The organism is Williamsia sterculiae (assembly GCF_900156495.1).
In the GTDB taxonomy this organism is placed as follows: domain Bacteria; phylum Actinomycetota; class Actinomycetes; order Mycobacteriales; family Mycobacteriaceae; genus Williamsia_B; species Williamsia_B sterculiae.
Map to the genome: position 1 here is coordinate 27,611 of NZ_FTNT01000015.1, position 19,517 is coordinate 47,127.

Here is a 19,517-nt window from a genome sequence, read left to right on the forward strand (position 1 = left end):
CACCGGCTACCCTGCCCGCATGCCGTTCCACCACCTGCTCGAACGACACGACCACGACGAGGCCGTCGATCTCGGCAAGTCGCTGCGCACGACGCTGAAGCGGTCGCGGTTGGCGGAGCCGTCGACAGTCGACCGGGATGTCGTCGCCCTGATCCGTGCCCAACACGTCGACCGGATACCGGAACTGGTGCCACTGCGCCTCGAGCGGATGGGATCATCCCCGTTCGCGTTCTTCCGCGCGACGGCGGACATCATGACCACCGACCTCGCCTCGACACCGGTGACCGGCGTGGACGTGGTGATCAGCGGTGACGCACACATCGGCAACTTTGGCTTCTACGCGAGTCCTGAGCGGCGGATCCTTTTCGATCTGAACGACTTCGACGAGTCCGGGGTGGGCCCATGGGAATGGGACCTCAAACGGCTCGTGGTCAGCGCCGTGGTCTGCGCTCGGGGTGCCGGCGCCGATCACGACGAGCAGCGGGCGCTCGCCGAGCAGGTCGCCGCGGGGTACCGCACGGCGATCCGCCACGCCGCCGGCGAATCCGTACTGGATCGCTACTACCGCTCGGTGGACGCCGAAGAACTCGCCGACACCGTGCCGGGTTCGGTGGCCGACGTCATTGACAAGGCGTTGACCAAGGCGCGCAAGCGTACGGCCGACCAGATCGTCGAGAAGATCACCGAGGTGGACAACACCGGACGTCGGCGGATCACCCCCGATCCACCGATCGTGGTGCCGCTGACCGACACCGCGGGTCGGGACGCATCCGAGCAGCCAGTGGCGGAGATCTTCGAGCGATATCTGTCATCCGTCCGCACCGACGTCGCCCTGTTGTTGTCGCAGTTCGAGGTGACCGACGTCGCGCGGCGGGTGGTCGGCGTCGGATCGGTGGGCAACGTCGCCTTGATCGTGCTCCTGCAGGGACCATCGGATGAACCGATGGTGCTGCAGCTCAAAGAGGCCGCACCGTCGGTGCTCGAGACCAACGGAGGACTCACCGCGGTGATCCCGGAAACCGAGCAGTTTCCCGCAGACGCCCGAGACGCGGTGCGGGTGGTCGCCGCGGCGCATGTGCTGCAGGCGAACTCGGATCCGTTCCTGGGATGGACCGCGAACGAGAACGGTGCCTTCTACTGGCGGCAGTTCCGCGACATGAAGGGCTCCATCGATGCCGACCATCTGAGTCCGGGTGAGCTGCGACGCTATTCGGTGCTGTGCGCACAACTCCTGGCCCGGGCGCACAGCCAGAGCCCGGCTTTCGGTCAGATCGCCGGTTATCTGGGTCGTAAGCCGAATGCCGACAAGGCCATCGGACGGTGGTCGGTCGATTACGCGGACGTCGTCGACGACGACTTCCGGGTCTTCCAGAGTGCCCGGGCGGATGGGGCGTTCGACGTCGAGTGATCCGTCGGCATCCGGTGCAGCTCAGGGCAGCAGCGGTCCCACGGGGACGTCACCGGCCAGAGTGATGCGGTGCATCTTGCGGTGCGCGTCTCCGTAGTCGCGGTTGGCGTAGTGGACGGTGCTGCGGTTGTCCCACAACACCAGGTCGCCCAGACGCCAGCGGTGCCGGACGATGTGCTCGGGTTTGGTCAGGTGGGCGTAGAGGAGGTCCAGTATGCCGCGGCTCTCGGCTTCCGACACCCCCGCGATGTGCGAGGTGAACCCGGGGTTCACGAACAGCCCCTTGCGTCCCGAGTCCGGGTGCACGCGCACCACGGGATGCTCCACCGGCGGCAGCGAGGTGACCACCTCGCCATCCCACACATTGCCATTGCCCCGGCGCTTCTGGGCGAGGTAGTAGCCAAATTCGCGGTTGCCGTCGTGGACAGCGGTGAGGCCGTCGATCATCCGCTGGACCGCGGGGCTCAGCGACTCGTAGGCGAGCTGGGTGTCGGCCCAGTTGGTGTCACCGCCGTGGGGCGGCAGCACCACCGGACGCAGGATCGATCCCAGCGGGGGGCGCTTCATGAACGTGACGTCCGTGTGCCAGACGTCGGCGAACCCGTTGTCCTGGCTGTCGAGCGCGTAGACCTCGGCAGCCACGTCGCCGCTGTCGTGCACGGGATGCCCGACGGTGAGGTTGCCCAGCCGGCGACCGAACTCGATGTGCGCGGCGTCGTCGAGCCGCTGGTCACGCAGGACGAGCACCTTGTGCTCCACCAGGGCGTCGCGGACCGCGGTGATCTGCTCGTCGTCGGCGGTGGTGATGTCCAGGCCGAGGATCTCGGCACCGAAACTGGGGCCGAACTTGTCCAGCGTCAGTTCCGGGGTGATGGCGATGGTCACGGGGGGACTCCTCGAGATGATGCGCGCAGACGGGCGCGAGAAAGTGGCGTCGACACTTCGCGAACAGTTCACGCGCGTACGTCCGTGGAAAACGCGTGATCAGGGAATTCGGCGTGCCGAGGGCAGGAAAGCGACGGGTTCGACGATCAGCGACACGACATCGCGCACCAGCGACCGAAGTCGAGGGCGAGTCGTCGCACGAGCGGAACGGTCGGTTGCACGTGTCCAGATTTACCCGTCGCGGGTGAAAGTCGGCCACCGTCAGCGGGGGTACCGCTCACCGTGATTTGAATTGCCTGCCCGCGGGAGGTGCCGGGAACATCGACCTACCTCCAGGCGTGGTCACGCCGCCGGCGCGGCCACCTCTGGAGTTTCGGCGTGGCCGGGTGCTCCGATTGCGCTGCGCACATTCACCAGGACCGCCGCGGCGATTCCGGCGCCGAACAGGACGAGGGCGGCGACCAGGAATCCCAGGCTCTGGCCGTGCACCATCGCTCGTGTGACCAGTCGGGTGACGTCGTGCCGAGACGTGACGTCGGATCGATGGGCGGTGAGAAAATGGGCGGTGGCGTTGGCGGCGATGGTGTTCAGCAGGGCGGTACCGATCGCGCCGCCGACCTGCTGGGAGGTGTTGACCATCGCGGAGGCGATACCGGCGTCGCGGGGCTCGACGCCGTGGGTGGCGAGATTGACCGAAGCCATGAACATCGTGCCCATACCCAGCCCGAGTAACAGCAGCGCCGGGAAGACCACCGACCAGTAACGGGTGGTATCGGCCGAGATCTGAGTGAGCAACAACATGCCGCAGCCTCCGACGACGGCACCGGGGACCATGAGGAAACGCGGTGGGACGCGGGTGATCAATCGGACCGCGATCTGCGTCGACCCGATCAACATCCCGCCGACCATCGGCAGGAAGGCGACCCCGGCGCTGATCGGGGAGTAGTGGTGAGCCTGCTGCAGGTAGAGGGTGAGGAAGAGGAACGAGCCGAACATCGCGATGACCGACAATCCGACGGTCAGGTATGCCCCACCGCGGGCGCGATCGGCGACCACACGCAGCGGCAGCAGCGGGTTGGCCGTACGGCTCTGACGGAGGACGAATGCACCGAGGAGAACCACGGCGGCAACCAAGGACACGACGGTCCAGGTGTTGGACCAGCTGGTCTCCGAGGCGTGGCTGAATCCGTAGACGACGAGGGCCAAGCCCACGCTGGCCAGCACCGCGCCACCGACATCCATTCTCGTGGTGTGGAGCTCTGTGCGTGGGGGCTCCTTGATCTCGACGATGGCACCGAACAGGGCGATCGCGGCGAATACCACGTTGATGTACATGGTCCAGCGCCAATCCAGGGTCTGGGTCAGCAACCCGCCCAGCAGCAGGCCCACCGCAGCCCCGCCGCCCGCAATCGCCCCGAAGATACCGAAGGCCCGAGCCCGTTCCTTCGGGGCGGTGAACATGACGGTCAGCAACGACAGCGCCGACGGGGCGAGCAACGCGGCGAACACGCCCTGCAGCGCACGAGACCCGAACAGCATGGCCTCGTTGGCAGCGGCACCCCCCAGCGCGGACGCGGCGGCGAAACCGATCAGCCCCGTGATGAATGCTCTGCGACGGCCCCAGGCGTCGGCGACGCGTCCCCCGAGCAACAGCAATCCGCCGAAGGCCAGAGAGTAGGCGGTGATGACCCACTGCTGAGACGAGGTGCTGATCCCCAACTCTGCCTTGGCGTCAGGTAAAGCGATGTTGACCACGGTGGCGTCCAGTACCACCATCAACTGCGCAATGCAGATGAACGTCAGCGCTTTCCACCGCCGGGGGTCGACGCCGACGTCGTGCGAGGTCTCACTGTTCGTCACGGTTCCACCGTAGCCGGTGTCGCGCCGACCTCATGGTGACGAGACGGGGCGCCATCGACGATTGATCGGGTCACCGCGACGTGCATGTTGACGCGGCACCAATCGCTTTCTAATGTAACTGAGACACCGTGTCCAGCACAGTCGGGAGGATTCGTCAGAGTGGACCGCACCAACCGGGTTTTTCGACGTCGTCGTCACACTGCCCGAGTCGATCTCTCCTCGTCGCTGGTGGCCATCACGGGCGCCGCACAAGGCATCGGTCGGGCAACCGCGGAGGAGTTCTTCCGTCACGGGGCCCAAGTCCTGATCGGTGACATCGACGACGCGTTGGCGACGCGGACGGCCAAGGAGATCGATCCGACGGGATCGGATGTCACGGCGATGCGTCTGGACGTCACCCGGGCCGACTCGCTGCGAGAATTCATCGACGCGGCGGAGGCGATGGGTGGTTTCGACGTACTCGTCAACAACGCGGGGATCATGCCCACCGGGATGTTCCGCAACGAGTCACCGACGATGACCGAACGGATGCTTGCCATCAACCTCGATGCGGTCATCCGCGGCAGCAGGCAGTCGGTGGATCTGTTCCTGCAGCGCGGAGCCGGGCATGTGGTCAACGTGGCCTCGCTGGCGGGTACGTTCGCGATCCCCGCGTTGGCGACGTATGGAGCGACCAAGTCCGCGGTCATCAGCTTCACCGATGCGCTCTCGTTGGAGCTCGCGGGAACCGGTGTGGAAGCGACGGCCATTCTGCCGGGCATGATAAACACGGAGCTGTCGGCAGGCGCGAATTACAAGCGGTGGTTGGCGCCCGCGATCGTCGCGGAACCCGAGGATGTGGCTGTGGCCATCGTCAGGGTCGTCACCACCGCGCACGGGGGACTGGTGTCGGTACCGCGACAGGCGGGGGCGACGATCAAAGTGTTGCAGAACATCCCGCGGCGTCCGCGTATCGCCATCGAACGGTTCGCGGGGCTCGACACCGCGTTCGCACACGCTGACCATTCCGCGCGAGAGCGATACCACCGCCGGATCTCCGACCACGGATGAGCGCGACGCGACAACCGCGCACGGGTGAGGCCGCTGTCTCGGCCGTCGGCCGTGGTGGCCGATCGGACGCGACCAGAACGCCGGTGATCACGCAGTCGAAGGTGACGTTGGCATCAGTGGTCTCACGCGTACTCGCGGTCGGCAATCCGACGGGAGACCGCCCCACCGTCCTTCTCGTGCACGGCTTCACCGATTCCGCCGACACCTGGCGAGAGGTGCTGCGCCGACTCGGATCTCACGGTATCTACGCGGTCGCGCTCGACATGCCGCAGTTCGGACACGTCATCCGAACCCCGCCGGGACAGCTGTCGAAGCTCCACGACGCGTTCTTGTCTGCCGCGATCTCGCACTATGACACCGGTTGCGGCGCGGTGCTGGTCGGCAACTCACTGGGTGGGTGGGCGTCGATCCGGGCCGCGGCAGACCCCGAACTACCGGTGTGCGCGGTTGTCGCCGTGAGTCCGGCGGGGCTGCGCACGCGTGGACTGGTCGGGGGGCTGGCCCACAGGGCGATACCGACCCATCTCGTGTCCCGACTACCGTGGCTGATCCCGTCTTCGTCGCTGTCGCAGTGGTTGTGGGCACACATCGTGGGTGCGCTCTACAACGTCGCCGTGCGACCGGGACCATTGCCTCCCGGCACCTTGCGCCGGTACCGCGAACACGTCCAGCGCGGGGATCCTCGGTTGTGGCTGACCATCGGTGTCGAACTCATCGATGAGGTGACCGCACCCAGCGCTTTACCCATCGCAGAACTGCGCAGACCACTACATCTGATCTGGGGCACCCGCGATCGTCTCGTCACCGCCTCCGGTGCGGTGACGGCGGCGCGTAGCAACCCGACGATGGTGACGACGGAGCTGCTGCGTGGGATCGGGCACTGCGCTCAACTCCAACGCCCCGACGTCGTCGTCGCTGCGATCCGCAACCAGCTGACCGTTCTCGCCGACCGCCACGTCACGTGAGTGCGGCGGCCAACCCAACCAGGGCGATGAGCACGAAGCCGAGGACACATGCACCCAGCAGGCTGAAACGTTCCCAGCCGCTGGGACCGAACTGATTGCCGTTGGTCAGAGCGGGAACATACGAGTCCGCGATGGGTTGCCACGCAAGGCCGTACGGCGTCGGCGTCCCGATCGAATACTGCTGACCCCAGGCGACCGTGAAGACGAACATCAGATGGAAATACCGGTAGTTGCACAGCAGCAGGCGACCATCGCCGAACGCGATCTGCTTGTTGCGTCTGCCCCAGCCCCAGATCAGCATGGTGATGAATCCTTCTGACTCGCCCTCGAACGGCCGCGGCTACGACCACCACAGATGGTGCAGTCCGCGCAGTCCGCGATCAATGGGTAGAAGTACCCGTTTCCCTCGACGAGGGGTTGAGCCCACGTACTCAGCGCTTGCGGCGTCCGCGTACCTCGACCGCGCGGAAGTGCGTGATCACCCGCCAACGGTGGTCGATGACGTGCAGGGCGAGCCCGGCCGGCTGGGACTCGTTGATGATGCCGTCGTTCTCGAAGGGAAGGTTGAGCGTCGACGCGACACCCGGTGCGATGCAGACCCGCCTGCGGTAGTACCGGGTCACTGCGCCGGTGTGGGCGTGGCCGCACAGAAACGTGATGATGTTGGAGTGCTTGACGATGAGCGCGCCGAGCCGCTCCACGCCCTGCATCCGGATGCTGTCCATGAACGGCATGTCGAGGGTGACCGGTGGGTGGTGGACCGCAACGATCACCGGGACGTCCCCGGCGGCGGTGATCTCGGCGTCCATCCACTCGATGGTCTCGTCGGCGAGGTAGCCCTCGGGGCGACCGGGGATGGAACTGTCGCAGCTGAGGATGAGCGCTCCGCCCACCGTCTGGGCGAAGTTGATGGGTCCGGCAGTGGGGTGCACGCCCAGTAGATCGCGGGAGAAGTTCTCTCGATTGTCGTGGTTGCCGGGGGCGATCAGCATGGGGATCGGCGTCTGGAGAACCGCAGCGGCCTCCATGTACTGACTCGGCGTGCCGGCGTCGGCGATGTCACCGGTCACCACCAGTGCATCTATCCCGTCGGCCCGATCGTTGAGGTAGTCCATCACGGCCTGTGCGCGGGCGCGGTGGTCCTTGCTGCCGTCGAAATGCAGGTCGCTGATATGGGCGACGACGAGCACGGGCTGCTCCTGTGTGGTGCGGCGGTGGGGCTGGTCGCGGTACCAGTCGTGCGAGGTGGGGTGGCTACCGCGCGGTGTCGTGTTCCGAATCTAGTCGGACATGGCCCGATGCGTGTGCGCGGAGGGTCTCGTCACAGGTCGCCGGGCAGTTTGTCGCGACGGATCCCGCGCCACACGGGATGGCGCAGGTGTCCCGATCCCGTCCAGTCCATGTAGCGCACGTCGCCCACCAGCTTGGGCAGCACCCAGACCGCGTCCTGTTCGATGGGCCGGTCGAGCTTGTCCACGAAGGGTGACGATCGGCGCCGGAGCGGTTCGAGTTCGTCGGCCAGTGCCCGCAACTGTCGTTCGGTGAACCCGGTACCGACCCGGCCCACGTACCGCAATCCGGTCGATTCCGGCAACCCGACGAGAAGTGACCCGATACCGTTGGTGCGGTTGCCCTTTCCGGGCCGCCAACCGCCGACTATCACCTCGATGTCGCGCCAATTCTTGTGTTTGAGCCACGACGCCGACCGACGGCCCTGCTGGTAGACGGAGTCGCGGCGTTTGGCGACCGCACCCTCGTAACCCTTCTCCCGACTGACTTCCGCTGCTCTGCCACCGGGGCCGGGGAGCAGCGGAGGGACCTGCACCGCGTTGTCACCGGTGAACAGCGGTGCGAGTTCGTCCAGCACCTGGCGGCGGCCCGACCACGGGGTGCGCAACAGCGATCTGCCGTTGAGAAAGAGCACGTCGAACAGCATGAGTTTGATCGTGCACTGTTCGCCGGTGGCGTTGCGGGCCGCGAGCAGCGAGAAGTTGGTGTGGCCCGAGGAATCCAGAGCCACGACCTCACCGTCGAGCACCACGTCGAGCAATCCGAGGTCGTCGACGATGCCGCCGAGTTCGGGGAACTCCGTGGTCATGTCGATGCCGGAGCGGGTGATCAACCGCAGCTTCCCATCGAGATATTCGACGATGAGCCGGTAGCCGTCCCACTTGCCCTCGAAGGCCCAGGCCTCGTCCGAGAGGTTCTCGATCGACTCCTCGGTGGCCAGCATGGGGCGTGGGTCGCGTAGCGAGTCGGGGGTGATGGGCCGCGGCTCGTCCGACATCAGATGGGCGAGCCAGTTCTTGTCCCCGGTCCTGATCAGCGCGTATCGACCCTGGATCCGGTCACCGCGTAGCCGCACGATGACCTCGTCCGGGCGCCATTTCTCCGTCTCGTAGGTGCCGCGGTCCCAGATCTCGACGTGACCGCCACCGTATTCACCCGCGGGGATGTCCCCGGCGAAGTCGGCGTAATCCATCGGGTGGTCCTCGGTCTGCACCGCCAACCGGTTCTGGCCGCTGTCGGCGGGAAGGTTCTTCGGCACCGCCCAGGAGACGAGCACGCCGTCGCGTTCGAGGCGGAAGTCGTAGTGCAGTCGGCGAGCGTGGTGTTCCTGGATGACGAAGATCGGCCCGCGCTCGCGATCCGCACCCGCCGACTCGTTGTCGCCGAACGGCTCGGGTGTGCGGGCCTCGTCGCGTTTGCGCCGGTATTCGCTGAGATCGACCACCGGGCGGTCCGATTCGGTGACCGGCTCGTCGTCCGTCTCCGACCGGCCGGAACGGACGGGCGCCCGGTCGAGATCCGCGAGGAGATCGCCGTCGACCTCGACACGTTCCAACACCTCCGTGAACAGCAGCTGGCGGATATCGCTGCGCGCGAGCTCTTCCCAGGACCGCGGCGCGGCGGCCCACGGCTGCTCGCGACCGCGCAACGAGTAGGGGGCCAGCGTGGTCTTGGACGCGCTGTTCTGGCTCCAGTCGATGAAGACCTTGCCGGTACGCACCGCCCGGTTCATCACCGCGGTCACCGTCTCGGGATGTCGCGCGGCGAGCGACATGGCGATCTGTTTCGCCACCGATCGCGCGCCGTCGGCGGAGACCGGCCGATCGAGGCCGGCGTATACGTGAATACCTTTGCTGCCGCTGGTCACCGGATAGGACCGCAGACCCACCCCGTCGAGTAGATCGCGCACCATCACCGCGATCTCCGCACACCGGGACAGGTCAACTCCCGGCCCGGGGTCGAGGTCGAGGACGATGCGGTCGGCGAGGCGGGGGACATCGGGACCGTCGACGTCGGCGGGGACGGCCCACTGGGGCACGTGCAGTTCGAGCGCACCCTGCTGGCCGAACCAGATCAGGTCGGCACGCTCACCGGCCAGAGGGTACGAGACGTTCCCGTCACGACCGGTGCTGCGGTGCGCTATCTCCACCCGATCTATCCACTCCGGCGTCCCTGCGGGCAGATTCTTCTCGAAGAACGGCTCGGAGTCGACACCGTCGGGCCAGCGCTTGCGGGTGACCGGCCGCCGGTGCACGTGCGGCAACAGCACCTCGGCGATCCGGTTGTAATAGTCGATGACCTCGGCTTTCCGGGTCCCGGTCGCGGGGTAGAGCACCTTGTCGAGGTTGGTGACCGCGATGCGATGACCGTCGACGTCAAGGGTGTTCCTGGTGGCACACACGCACCTGCTCCTCCCGCTCTGATCATGCCGCTCTGATCATGCTCGGACACCCCGGCCGCGGCCGACGCCGACGCACCCCACCGACTGTGTTTGTCGCAGGGGGCTGCGTCAAGCGCCTGTTACCTGCAAAATGAGGTGATGCGGTCGATCTGGAAAGGTGATCTGAGCTTTGGCCTGGTCAACGTACCGGTCAAGGTCTACTCGGCGACGGAGAGTCACGACCGCCGGTCGCATCAGGTCGACTCCAAGGACGGCACCCGGATCCGGTACCGCAAGGTTCGGGAGGGCACCGACGAGGAGGTCGAGTTCGCCGACATCGCCAACGCCTACGAGTCGGAGACCGGGCAGACCGTGGTGTTGTCCAAGGATGACCTCGCCGGGCTGCCGGTGCAGCGCAGCCCCGAGATCTCCATCACCGAGTTCGTGCCCGTCGACGAGGTCGACCCCATCTTCTTCGACAAGCCCTATTACCTGGAACCGGCGTCCAAGTCGCCCAAGGCCTATGTGCTGTTGCGTCAGGCACTGCAGGACACCGACCGACTGGCCATCGCGACCTTCACCTTGCGTAACCGGACCAGACTCGCCGCACTGCGGGTGGTGGGAAACGTGATGACGTTGCAGACGCTGCTGTGGCCGGACGAGGTACGCAAGCCCGATTTCGGATTCCTGGACGACGACATCCCCATCCGGCCGCAGGAACTGAAGATGGCGTCGTCGCTCATCGATTCCATGGCAGCGGATTTCGATCCGGGGCAGTACGAGGACACCTATCAGGAGGAGTTGGCCAAACTGATCGAGGCCAAGGCCGACGGTTCGGAGGCGTTCCCGACCGACGAGACCGACAGCGGTGACAGCGACGACGATTCCGACGTCGCCGATCTGCTGGCCGCATTGCGCGCTTCGGTGAAGGACCGCGGGGGTGACGCCGAGGACTCCGACGACGGGGACTCCAACGGGGGGGAGTCCTCGTCCACGACCGAGAAGCCACCCGCCAAGAAGACCGCGACGAAAAAGGCGGCCGCGAAGAAGGCGCCGACCAAGAAGGCCGCCGCGAAGTCGTCGACGACGAAGACAGCGGCCAAGAAGACAGCGGCGAAGAAGACGCCGGCCAAGAAGGCCGCCGACCGCAAAGCGGGCTGACGCTCAGCTACGCCTGTCCACTCCGTCCTTCATCCCGCTCCGTCCTTCATCCCGCTCCGTCCTTCATCCCGGTCCATCACTGACCGCCGCCAACAGCGGGGTCACCACATCACTGATGGGCGTGGGTATTCCGTGCTCCCGGCCGCGGCGCGCGATGACGTCGTTGCGGATCCGCCACTCGAGGGGGCGCCCGGCCTCGCGGTCGGCGAGGATCGACGTCCCCATGTCGGTCGGATAGGCGCGAAAGCTGTCGACGATCTCCTGCGGCACCGTGTCACCCAGCGTCGCCCCCTCCGCGCGAGCCACTGCCAAACACTCGTGCAGGTAGGACAGGGACAGCGCAGCGATGTCGTCGCGGCGGAACACACCCGCGCGGCGCCCACTGAGCGCCATCAGCCCGGCGACCGCGTTCTGCAGCAGTTTCCGCCACGCCACCGATGTGAAGTCGGCGTCGAGTTCGACGGCGCACCGCGATCCGCGCAGCGCCTCCGCGACGATCTGCGACGCCGACGAGTCGGGCAGCGTCAACCGAGCGGCGCCGCGCAGCCACACCGATCCGTCCGGTTGTGTCTGCGCCGGAAACCAGACCACCGACGGCACCACCGGGCAACCGGCCACCAAGGGCGTCACCATCGCCACCTGCTCCACACCGTTCTGCAGAACGCAGACGACGGTCTCCGGGTGACACAGGGTCGACAGCCACCCCGCCGCCGCATCGATCTGGGTCGATTTCACCGCGAGGAAGACGATGTCGGCGGGGTGGGTCACCGCCGCGGGATCGGTGTCCACCGGACCGGGAACGATCACGTGCTCGCCATCGGCGCGCAGTTCCAGCCGAGCCCGCGCGGTACGCCCGTACAGGCGTGGAGCGGCGCCGGATTCGTACAACGCGGCCGCGACCGTGGTGCCGATCGCGCCGGGCCCGACCACTGCAACAGAATTCACGTCCACTGATGTTGCCACGGTGGGACCGGTCACGTAGGCGAGCCCGGACATGACCGGCCCCGCCGTATCCCTGCGATGTCCGGTGCCATGGCTCGACCGCGGATACGATCCGCATCAGTGGATCGGTCGATCAACTTCGACGGAGAGGCGCGCCCCGTGGTGAGACTGAGTGTGCAGGAGCGTCGTCACGCGGCCGTGGTCAGTGCGTTGCGGGTGATCGCCGCCGACGGGGTCGAGGCGGCGACCACCCGTCGTATAGCCGACGAGGCAGGTGTGGCGCAGTCCAGTCTCTTCTACGCGTTCGACTCGCGTGACGACCTGCTCGAGGCCGTCGTCGAATACGGGATCGCCCAGGAGTTGGCCGCGATGGGCCGATGGCTCCACGACCTCGCCGAGATAGACAAGACGACCGACGTCGACGCGTCGGTTCTCATCCGAACGGCTCTGGGCGCCTACGTCGAGAGCCTCGTCGCCGACCCCGACCGTGAGCACGCATTGGTCGCCCTCGCGCTCTACGCGCGTCGCACACCCGGACTGGAGCTCCTGTCGGCACGGCTGTACGCCGGTTACGACGACGTGGTGATCCGCCTGCTCGACGAGTTGACCCGGATCACCGGTCGGAGGTGGTCGGTGCCCGGTGAGCGGTTGGCACCGATCACGGTCGCCCTCACCGACGGCATCACGCTGGCGCATCTGAACACCCGCGACAGCGCCCGTGTCGAGGCGATCCTGGACGGTGCCGTGGACCTGCTGACCGGTTATCTGGCAGGCACCGATGAACAGCACTGACCACGTGGGAATGTCGCGACGTCGGTGGATCTCGATCTACACACTGATCTGGACCGTCGTCTGGGCCACCCAGCTGATCCCAGTTCAGTTGCTCGTGCCGTTGCAACTGAACACCTCCGACGCCGCCGACCGGTGGGTCGCGGGTGTGGTGCACACCGGGCTGGTTCTCCTGGTCGGCGGCATCAGCACCCTGCTCGTGGGGCCGGCAGCGGGGTGGATCTCCGATCGACTGCCGGGTGGGCATCGGCGCCGCCCGGTCGCGTTCGCCGGAACGTTGTTCACGGCGGTCGGGCTGCTGGGGCTGGCCTTCGTGAGCTCACCGATCCCGGTCGCTATCGCCTGGGTGGTCGCCTCCGCCGGATTCGGCACCCTCAGCGGTGCTCTCCTCGCGCTGATCGCCGACCAGCTGACACGCGGCGAACGCGGAGCCGCATCCGCCGCGGTCTCGGTGGCGCAGGCGGTGGGGCTCATCGTCGGTATGGGCGTGATCGTGACCCTCGATCTCGGGGTGCGCGGGGGGTACCTGGTGCTCGCAGTCGCCTCCGTCGTCGTCGTGGGGACCTGTGCGGCAGTACTTCCCGATCCCGCACCACCCGTCGTCGCAGGGTCCGGCACAGGCGTGCGCGGGGACATGTCGTCGCTGCGCGACGCGCCGTTCCTGTGGTTCCTCGGCAGCAGACTCACCATCAACCTGGGCAATGCGCTGGCCGTCTCCCTGCTGCTGTTCTTCCTGATGCATGGTCTACGGGTCGCGGATGCAGAGCGCACGCTGCTGCTGTTGACCGTGGTCTACGTGGTGGCCGCGATCGTCACGTCGGCGGTCACCGGGATCGCGACCGATCGCGGCAGCAGGCGCGTCCCCTACGTCGTCACCTCGGCAGTCGTACAGGCACTGGCGGCGGTGCTGATCGTCACAGGCCCCACGGTTCCGGTCACCGTCGTGGGTGGGGTGCTCGCGGGCGTCGGTTACGGCATGTACTCCACGGCGGGTCTCGCGCTGGGCACCGATCTGCTGCCCTTTCCCGATGCGCACGGGCGTGACCTGGCGATCGTCAACGCGGTACAGACCGCACCGCAGTTGGGTGGCCCGATGGTCGGCGCGCTGTTGGTCAGTGCGACCGGCGATTTCACCGCACTGTTCGTGGCGTCCGCGGCGCTCTCGACACTGGGGGCGGCCCTCACGCTGCCGCTACGCCGGGGCGAAACCCGTCGCCGACACGGTCAGTCGCCCAGCACCCTCCGCAGATAGCGGTTGCTGAACACGCGATGCGGATCCATCCGGTCGCGGACGGCGAGGAACTCGTCGAAGCGGGGGTAGACGCGTCGCAGGTACGCGGCGTCACGGGTGTGCATCTTGCCCCAGTGCGGTCGCCCGCCGTGGCCGACCATGATCGCCTCGACATCGGCGAAGTACGCCGCGGCCGCCCTGGTGTCATCCCGGTGATACCGGTGCACGGCAACGTAACCACTGACGCGGCCGGCGGCGGTGGACACCATCAGGTCATCGGCGGCGGCCGCGCGTACCTCGACCGGAAAGCTCACCCGATGACGACGTGCGTCGATCATGCGACGCACTTCGCTCATCGCGGCGGGGATCTCGTCGAGCGGGATCGCGTACTCCATCTCTCGGAACCGGACCCGTCGCGGCGACGTGAACACCTCCGCCGACGACGCGGTGACCGTGCGATCGGACAAGGCAGCTCCCGCCAGCTTGCCGATGCCGGGAACGAGTCCCGGTGCCCGGGCACCGAGTTCGCACAGCGCGCCGAACAACCCGTTGCTCAACACCTCGTCGTCGAAGACGCGGCGAATCCGACCGGGCCCGGAGAACGGGGTGTCGGCGGGGACACGGACATTGGTCTTGGTCAACGCGGTACCGGTGTGCGGGAACCAGTAGAACTCGTGATGGTCGGTGCTGGTGACACGCTCGGAAAACGCCTCGACGGCGTCATCGATACCGACGGATCTCTGCTCGGCGCGCAGACCGAATGCGGGGACACATTCGATGGTGAGGTCGACGACGATCCCCAGTGCGCCGAGGCCGATCGCGATGGCATTCATGTCGGGGTCACCGCGTCGTACCGTGTGCACGAGGCCGGTGCCGTCGACGAGTGTGGCGCCGACGATCTGTGTCGCGATCCCGCCGAATCGGAGCCCGGTGCCATGGGTGCCGGTGCCGGTGGCGCCGGCGATGGTCTGTCGGTCGATGTCGCCGAGATTGGTCATGGCCAGACCGTGTGGGGCGAGTAGACCGGGGATCTCGTGCAGCCGGGTACCACCACGCAGGGTCACCAGGTGCCCGTCGACACCGACCAGACCTCGCAGATCAGACAGCTCCACCTGCACGTCCTCCGGCGTCGCGATACCCGAGAAGCTGTGGCCCGACCCCACGGGCCGCAGGCGGCGGCCAGTCGTTGCAGCCTCGCCGACGAGCTCGACGACCTCCTCCGTGCTACCAGGACGGGACACCGACGACGGCGTGGCGGCCTCGGTGCGACCCCAGTTGCGCCATGTCCGACGGTCGTTCACAGGAAACACCGTCCCTCGCCGCGGTACGTGGGCACGGTGTCGCCGACCCGACCGTCTCCGTCCGCGTCGCGCTCGATCACGGCCACAGTGTCCGCACGTTCGCACACCTCTCCGGATTTGGTGTGCCGGAACCAGACCCGGTCACCGATGCGCAGCGACGACGTCGCGCTGCCTCGTAACGGGGTCTGTACCTCGCCCGCGGCCTCGGTGTCGACGTAGTCCAGACCGGCCGGCCACACCGGCTGTGGCAGGCGATCGCGTGCGGGCGGACCCGACGCGATCCAGCCGCCGCCGGCGCAGGTCACCAACCCCGGGCCGGGAATGCGGGTGACGTCGAGTCCGAACGACAACGCCGGCGCCGGACGGAAACGGGCGTAACCGTCGAACAGGTGACCCCCGAACAGGCCACTGCCGACGGCGATGTCGGTGACCGCCCGGTCCCGCGACGTCGCCTCCACCGACCCTGTGCCACCAGCGTTGACGATCTGCAGTTCGGCGAGTTCACCGAGCGCGGCGACGACGGCGCCGCGCCGGCGGCGCAGTTCGATCATCGACGCGGCTTGCATCGAGCGCACCGCGGCGTTCATCATCCGGCGGCCGGGAACGGCGTTTGTCACCCCGGCCACCTGCGCCTCGTACGACATCACACCCACGAGGTCGAAACCCGGTCGGGCGACGATCTGCCTGGCGAGTGCGACGGCGTCCACGCGCCGGTGGACCGGCGACCGCCGCACCCCGAGGTGCACGCGACCGAACAACCGCAGGGACGCGTCGAGGTCGACGGCCACGCGCACCACCGGTCGACGGCCGGGTGGCGCCACCGCGTCGATCACATCGAGATGGTCCACGGAATCGACCAGCAGGGTGACCCGTTGGGTGGCGACCTCGTCGGCGAGCAGGCGGGCGATGGCTGATCGCCGCACGCTGGGATAACCCATGAGCACGTCGCGAACGCCGGACGCGGTCGCCAACCACTGCGCCTCGGCCAGGTCGTAGGCGAGGACACCGCCGAACCCGTCCAGACCCAGGACACGGTCGATGACCGACCGCACCCGGACCGACTTCGACGCGATGCGCAACGGGACCCCGCTGGAGCGGCGGCGTAGGTCGGCGATGTTGTGGTCGAGTGCCGCGAGATCGAGGGCCAGGACGGGGGCGTCGAGCCCGCTGCGGGTGACCGCCCGGTCGAGGCCTGTCCAGTACCGGTCCGGATCGTCACGCCAGAGATCCGGAGCCGAGGTCCGGTCCGTCATCGGCACCCCCTGCGCGGTTGCTGTCGCTTGAGTTGATCGAACGATCAAGTTCAGGCTATCCGAGACCCATGATCGGCGGGTGGGAACCGCACGACCCCCGGTGGGAACGGACAGACCTGGCACTCTGGAGACAATGCACTCCCAGCCGACCCGACCCGACAGTCGTGAGCGGGGCGCTCCGCCGCCTGCCGCGGGCACCGCCACGCCTCGACCACGAGGTCGGGTGGGCGCACTGGAGATCGCGGAGGCCGCGGCGCTGGCCGACGTCGCCGCAGCCATCTGCGTGCTGAGCAGGGTGCTGCCCATCGCCGGTGCCGCGATCCTGGTCTCGACCATGCCGTTCGCGCTGCTCGCGCACCGTCGGCGGTTCCGGGTCAGCCTCACGGGTGCGGTCACCGGCGTGGTGGTGGCCTTCCTCTTCGGGGGTTACACGCCGGCCAACATGGTGGCCGGAGCCTCGGTGATGGGCATCGTCACCGGTGTCGCGCTGCGCAGGCACTGGTCGCCGATCACCTTGTTCGGTGTCTCGCTGGTGGGGGTGGGAGTTCCCGCCGCGGCCGGGTTCGTCGGTGTCGCGGCGGTGTTCTCCGACTACCGCGAATTCCTCTTCGAGCAGTTCCGCAACGGCTGGGGCGGGGCGTCGCGCATCCTGCGCAACGGCGGATTCGGCGAGGTGTCGCGGACCGGTGACGACCTCCTGCGTACCGCACTGGATCGCTGGTGGATCACCATCACGGTCCTGATGCTGGTCGGCGCGGTCCTCGGCTGTCTCCTCGTGTACTACGCCGTCCGCCGACCGGTGATGTCGCTGGCCCGACGACTCGGTGACCCGTCACAGGCGGCAGCGCTCCCCGACGACGGACGGGCCGTCGACCCGGTGCCGGTGCGGTTGCGTGACGTCGCGGTCCGCTACCCGGGTGCCACTGTCCCGGCGCTGACGGCGCTCGACCTCGACGTGGGTGATCGGCCGGAACTGCTCGCGGTGGCGGGTGAGAACGGTGCGGGCAAGTCGACGTTGGCGTCGGTCATCGCGGGTTATCCACCCACCGCGGGTACCGTCGTGCGCCCCGGTGCGGTCGGTCTGGGTCGCCCGCACGGCACCGCGCTGATCGGCCAGCGACCGGAGACCGGGGTACTGGGCATGCGGCCGGGCGACGATCTGGCCTGGGGTGACGCGACCGTCGACGACGCGCGGATCGAGCAGCTGCTCGCCACGGTCGGTCTGGTCGGCCTGGCCGACGCGGAGACCGCTCGGCTGTCCGGGGGGCAGCTGCAACGACTCGCGGTCGCCGCCGCGTTGGTTCGTGACCCGCGGCTGATCATCAGTGACGAGAGCACCGCGATGCTCGACGGCGCCGGCCGTGAGGACGTCCTTGCCCTCTACCGTCGGCTCATCGGCGACTCCACGCACCCGCGGACCGTCGTCCATGTCACCCACCACCCCGAGGAGATCGCGCACGCGGACCGGGTGGTGACCCTGACCGCACCCACCCTGGGTTTCCGTGACGACGACGCGCCCGCCCGGATCAGCGCCCCACCGATCCCGCGGTTCACCGGTGGTCGCGTCGAGGTCGACGACATCTCCTTCGCCCACGACGCCGGGACACCCTGGCACAGGCCGGTGTTCTCCGGCTTCTCGATGCGTATCGCGCCGGGGGAGACCGTGCTGGTCGTCGGGCCCAACGGAGCGGGCAAGTCCACGTTGGCGCGCATTCTGGCGGGAGTGGAGAGCCCGACGTCGGGCCGTGTGACCCTCGACGGTGCGCCGGTCCGCAACTACACCCGTGGCGCGCTGCTCGGTCACCAGTACGCCCGGTTGTCGCTCGTCCGGGCGCGGGTCCGCGACGACATCGCCGACGCCTCCGGTTCGCTGCGGCCCACCGCTGCCGACGACGCCATGCGTGCGGTAGGTCTCGACCCGGTGGTGTTCGGCGAACGCCGTGTCGGGGAGTTGAGTGTGGGGCAGCAGCGTCGCGTCGCGCTGGCAGGCCTGCTCGCGGCGCGACCGCCCCTCATCGTCCTCGACGAGCCGATGTCGGGACTCGACGCCACCTCGCGGCAGGCGATGGCGACCGCGTTGGCGCGGCTCAGGGCGGCGGGTACCACCATCGTGGTGGTCACCCACGACCTGGCCGGGTTGGAGAGCATCGCCGACCGGGTGGTCGAACTGCAGCCGCTGCAGCCAGGGACCGGACCGCTTCGCCGCGACGTCAGGACGCGTTCGCAGTTGCCGAACCTCGTCGGGCGCACCCTGCCGGGCACCTCCTTCGCGCGGCGCCTGTGGGTGGGCACCAAGGTCGGCATCATCGTCGCGATGGCACTACTGATCGGTATCGAACCCACCTGGGCCAACGTCGGACTCATGGCCGGTGTGGCGGCCGCATGGACCGTGGCAGGACGGGTCCCGCGGTCTGCTCTGCCGCGGCTGCCGTGGTGGTTGTTGCTGGTGGCGGTGGCCGGCGGGGTGTTCACCGCCCTCGGGGGTGGTTCGCCCTACCTGACCGTCGCGGGGGTCCGGCTGGGCATGGGCGGGGTGTTCACCTGGCTCCTCTTGTTGTGCATCACGGTGTTGTCGTTGTACCTGTCGCTGCTGTTCTGCTGGACCACCCCGATGGTCGAGATCCCGGCCTTCCTGCAGCGTCTGGTGAACATCGGGGCGCGGGTGCGGATCCGTGCGCAGGCTCCGGCGACCGCGATCGCCGTCGCGCTGCGTCTGATCCTGTTCATGATCAGCGACTTCCGGGTGCTCCTGCAGACCGTCGCGCAGCGTCGTGGCAAGCTGGCCCAGCCGTTGGCCACACGGGTGGCGGCGTGGGCCTCGTGTCTGCCCATCGCGTGCTCGTTGGCGGTCCGCAACGCCGCCGAGCTGGCCCGGTCGATGGAGAGTCGTGGCGGGGTGGGTGCGGTGTCCCGACGCGACCGCAATCCACGGTGGACCGACGCGCTGGTCTGGATGATCGTGGTCGCGGTACTGGTGGTCGGGATCGCGATCATCTGAGACA

15 protein-coding genes are annotated in these 19,517 nt (G+C 67.8%); 7 read left to right on the top strand and 8 right to left on the bottom strand.

Annotation, left to right across the window (positions count from 1 at the left end; genetic code table 11):
• The first annotated feature begins 19 nt into the window (after nucleotides 1–19).
• The gene (locus BW971_RS19570) at nucleotides 20–1,408 is read left to right on the top strand and encodes a DUF2252 domain-containing protein (RefSeq protein ID WP_076482760.1); all 1,389 of its coding nucleotides are present in this window, start codon (nucleotides 20–22) and stop codon (nucleotides 1,406–1,408) included.
• A gap of 21 nt (nucleotides 1,409–1,429) precedes the next feature.
• Here the strand turns inward: BW971_RS19570 and BW971_RS19575 are convergent, their stop codons facing one another.
• Nucleotides 1,430–2,311 (bottom strand): TauD/TfdA dioxygenase family protein, encoded by an 882-nt coding sequence (locus BW971_RS19575; protein WP_083710460.1) that lies wholly within the window; start codon nucleotides 2,309–2,311, stop codon nucleotides 1,430–1,432.
• Nucleotides 2,312–2,635: 324 nt separating this feature from the next.
• Nucleotides 2,636–4,153 carry an MFS transporter gene (locus BW971_RS19580; RefSeq protein WP_076482762.1) on the bottom strand — a complete coding sequence of 506 codons (1,518 nt, stop codon included), beginning with the start codon at nucleotides 4,151–4,153 and terminating at the stop codon, nucleotides 2,636–2,638.
• A gap of 159 nt (nucleotides 4,154–4,312) precedes the next feature.
• Here BW971_RS19580 and BW971_RS19585 point away from each other — a divergent pair, with 159 nt between their 5' ends.
• A complete protein-coding gene (locus BW971_RS19585) occupies nucleotides 4,313–5,203 on the top strand; it encodes an SDR family NAD(P)-dependent oxidoreductase (RefSeq protein WP_076482763.1) in 891 nt (296 codons plus the stop codon).
• Nucleotides 5,204–5,304: 101 nt separating this feature from the next.
• Entirely contained in the window at nucleotides 5,305–6,168 is an 864-nt protein-coding gene (locus tag BW971_RS19590; RefSeq protein ID WP_159441893.1) for an alpha/beta fold hydrolase, read from the top strand.
• Here the strand turns inward: BW971_RS19590 and BW971_RS19595 are convergent.
• The 3 genes from BW971_RS19595 to BW971_RS19605 form a co-directional block, all read right to left on the bottom strand.
• Complete coding sequence (locus tag BW971_RS19595; RefSeq protein ID WP_076482765.1) at nucleotides 6,161–6,469, bottom strand: hypothetical protein; 309 nt, start codon at nucleotides 6,467–6,469, stop codon at nucleotides 6,161–6,163. The genes BW971_RS19590 and BW971_RS19595 overlap by 8 nt on opposite strands.
• A gap of 130 nt (nucleotides 6,470–6,599) precedes the next feature.
• Entirely contained in the window at nucleotides 6,600–7,358 is a 759-nt protein-coding gene (locus tag BW971_RS19600; RefSeq protein ID WP_076482766.1) for a metallophosphoesterase, read from the bottom strand.
• 131 nt (nucleotides 7,359–7,489) lie between these two features.
• Entirely contained in the window at nucleotides 7,490–9,859 is a 2,370-nt protein-coding gene (locus BW971_RS19605; RefSeq protein ID WP_076482767.1) for an ATP-dependent DNA ligase, read from the bottom strand.
• 138 nt (nucleotides 9,860–9,997) lie between these two features.
• Between BW971_RS19605 and ku the strand changes: the two genes are divergently transcribed.
• Complete coding sequence (ku, locus tag BW971_RS19610; RefSeq protein ID WP_076482768.1) at nucleotides 9,998–10,999, top strand: non-homologous end joining protein Ku; 1,002 nt, start codon at nucleotides 9,998–10,000, stop codon at nucleotides 10,997–10,999.
• 63 nt (nucleotides 11,000–11,062) lie between these two features.
• Here the strand turns inward: ku and BW971_RS19615 are convergent, their stop codons facing one another.
• Complete coding sequence (locus BW971_RS19615) at nucleotides 11,063–11,995, bottom strand: oxidoreductase (protein WP_076482769.1); 933 nt, start codon at nucleotides 11,993–11,995, stop codon at nucleotides 11,063–11,065.
• 105 nt (nucleotides 11,996–12,100) lie between these two features.
• Between BW971_RS19615 and BW971_RS19620 the strand changes: the two genes are divergently transcribed.
• Both BW971_RS19620 and BW971_RS19625 read left to right on the top strand, forming a co-directional pair.
• Nucleotides 12,101–12,733, top strand: coding sequence for a TetR/AcrR family transcriptional regulator (locus tag BW971_RS19620; RefSeq protein ID WP_083710466.1), 633 nt, complete (start codon nucleotides 12,101–12,103; stop codon nucleotides 12,731–12,733).
• Nucleotides 12,720–13,982 carry an MFS transporter gene (locus BW971_RS19625; protein ID WP_076482770.1) on the top strand — a complete coding sequence of 421 codons (1,263 nt, stop codon included), beginning with the start codon at nucleotides 12,720–12,722 and terminating at the stop codon, nucleotides 13,980–13,982. The genes BW971_RS19620 and BW971_RS19625 overlap by 14 nt, the downstream gene beginning before the upstream one ends.
• Here the strand turns inward: BW971_RS19625 and BW971_RS19630 are convergent.
• Together BW971_RS19630 and BW971_RS19635 are read right to left on the bottom strand one after the other, a co-directional pair.
• Complete coding sequence (locus BW971_RS19630; RefSeq protein WP_407701240.1) at nucleotides 13,955–15,271, bottom strand: D-arabinono-1,4-lactone oxidase; 1,317 nt, start codon at nucleotides 15,269–15,271, stop codon at nucleotides 13,955–13,957. The two genes, BW971_RS19625 and BW971_RS19630, sit on opposite strands and share 28 nt — an antisense overlap.
• Entirely contained in the window at nucleotides 15,259–16,515 is a 1,257-nt protein-coding gene (locus BW971_RS19635; protein WP_076482772.1) for an alanine racemase, read from the bottom strand. Before BW971_RS19635 ends, BW971_RS19630 begins: the two co-directional genes overlap by 13 nt.
• A gap of 133 nt (nucleotides 16,516–16,648) precedes the next feature.
• Between BW971_RS19635 and BW971_RS19640 the strand changes: the two genes are divergently transcribed.
• Nucleotides 16,649–19,513 (top strand): DUF2232 domain-containing protein, encoded by a 2,865-nt coding sequence (locus tag BW971_RS19640; protein ID WP_083710448.1) that lies wholly within the window; start codon nucleotides 16,649–16,651, stop codon nucleotides 19,511–19,513.
• Nucleotides 19,514–19,517 lie beyond the last annotated feature (4 nt).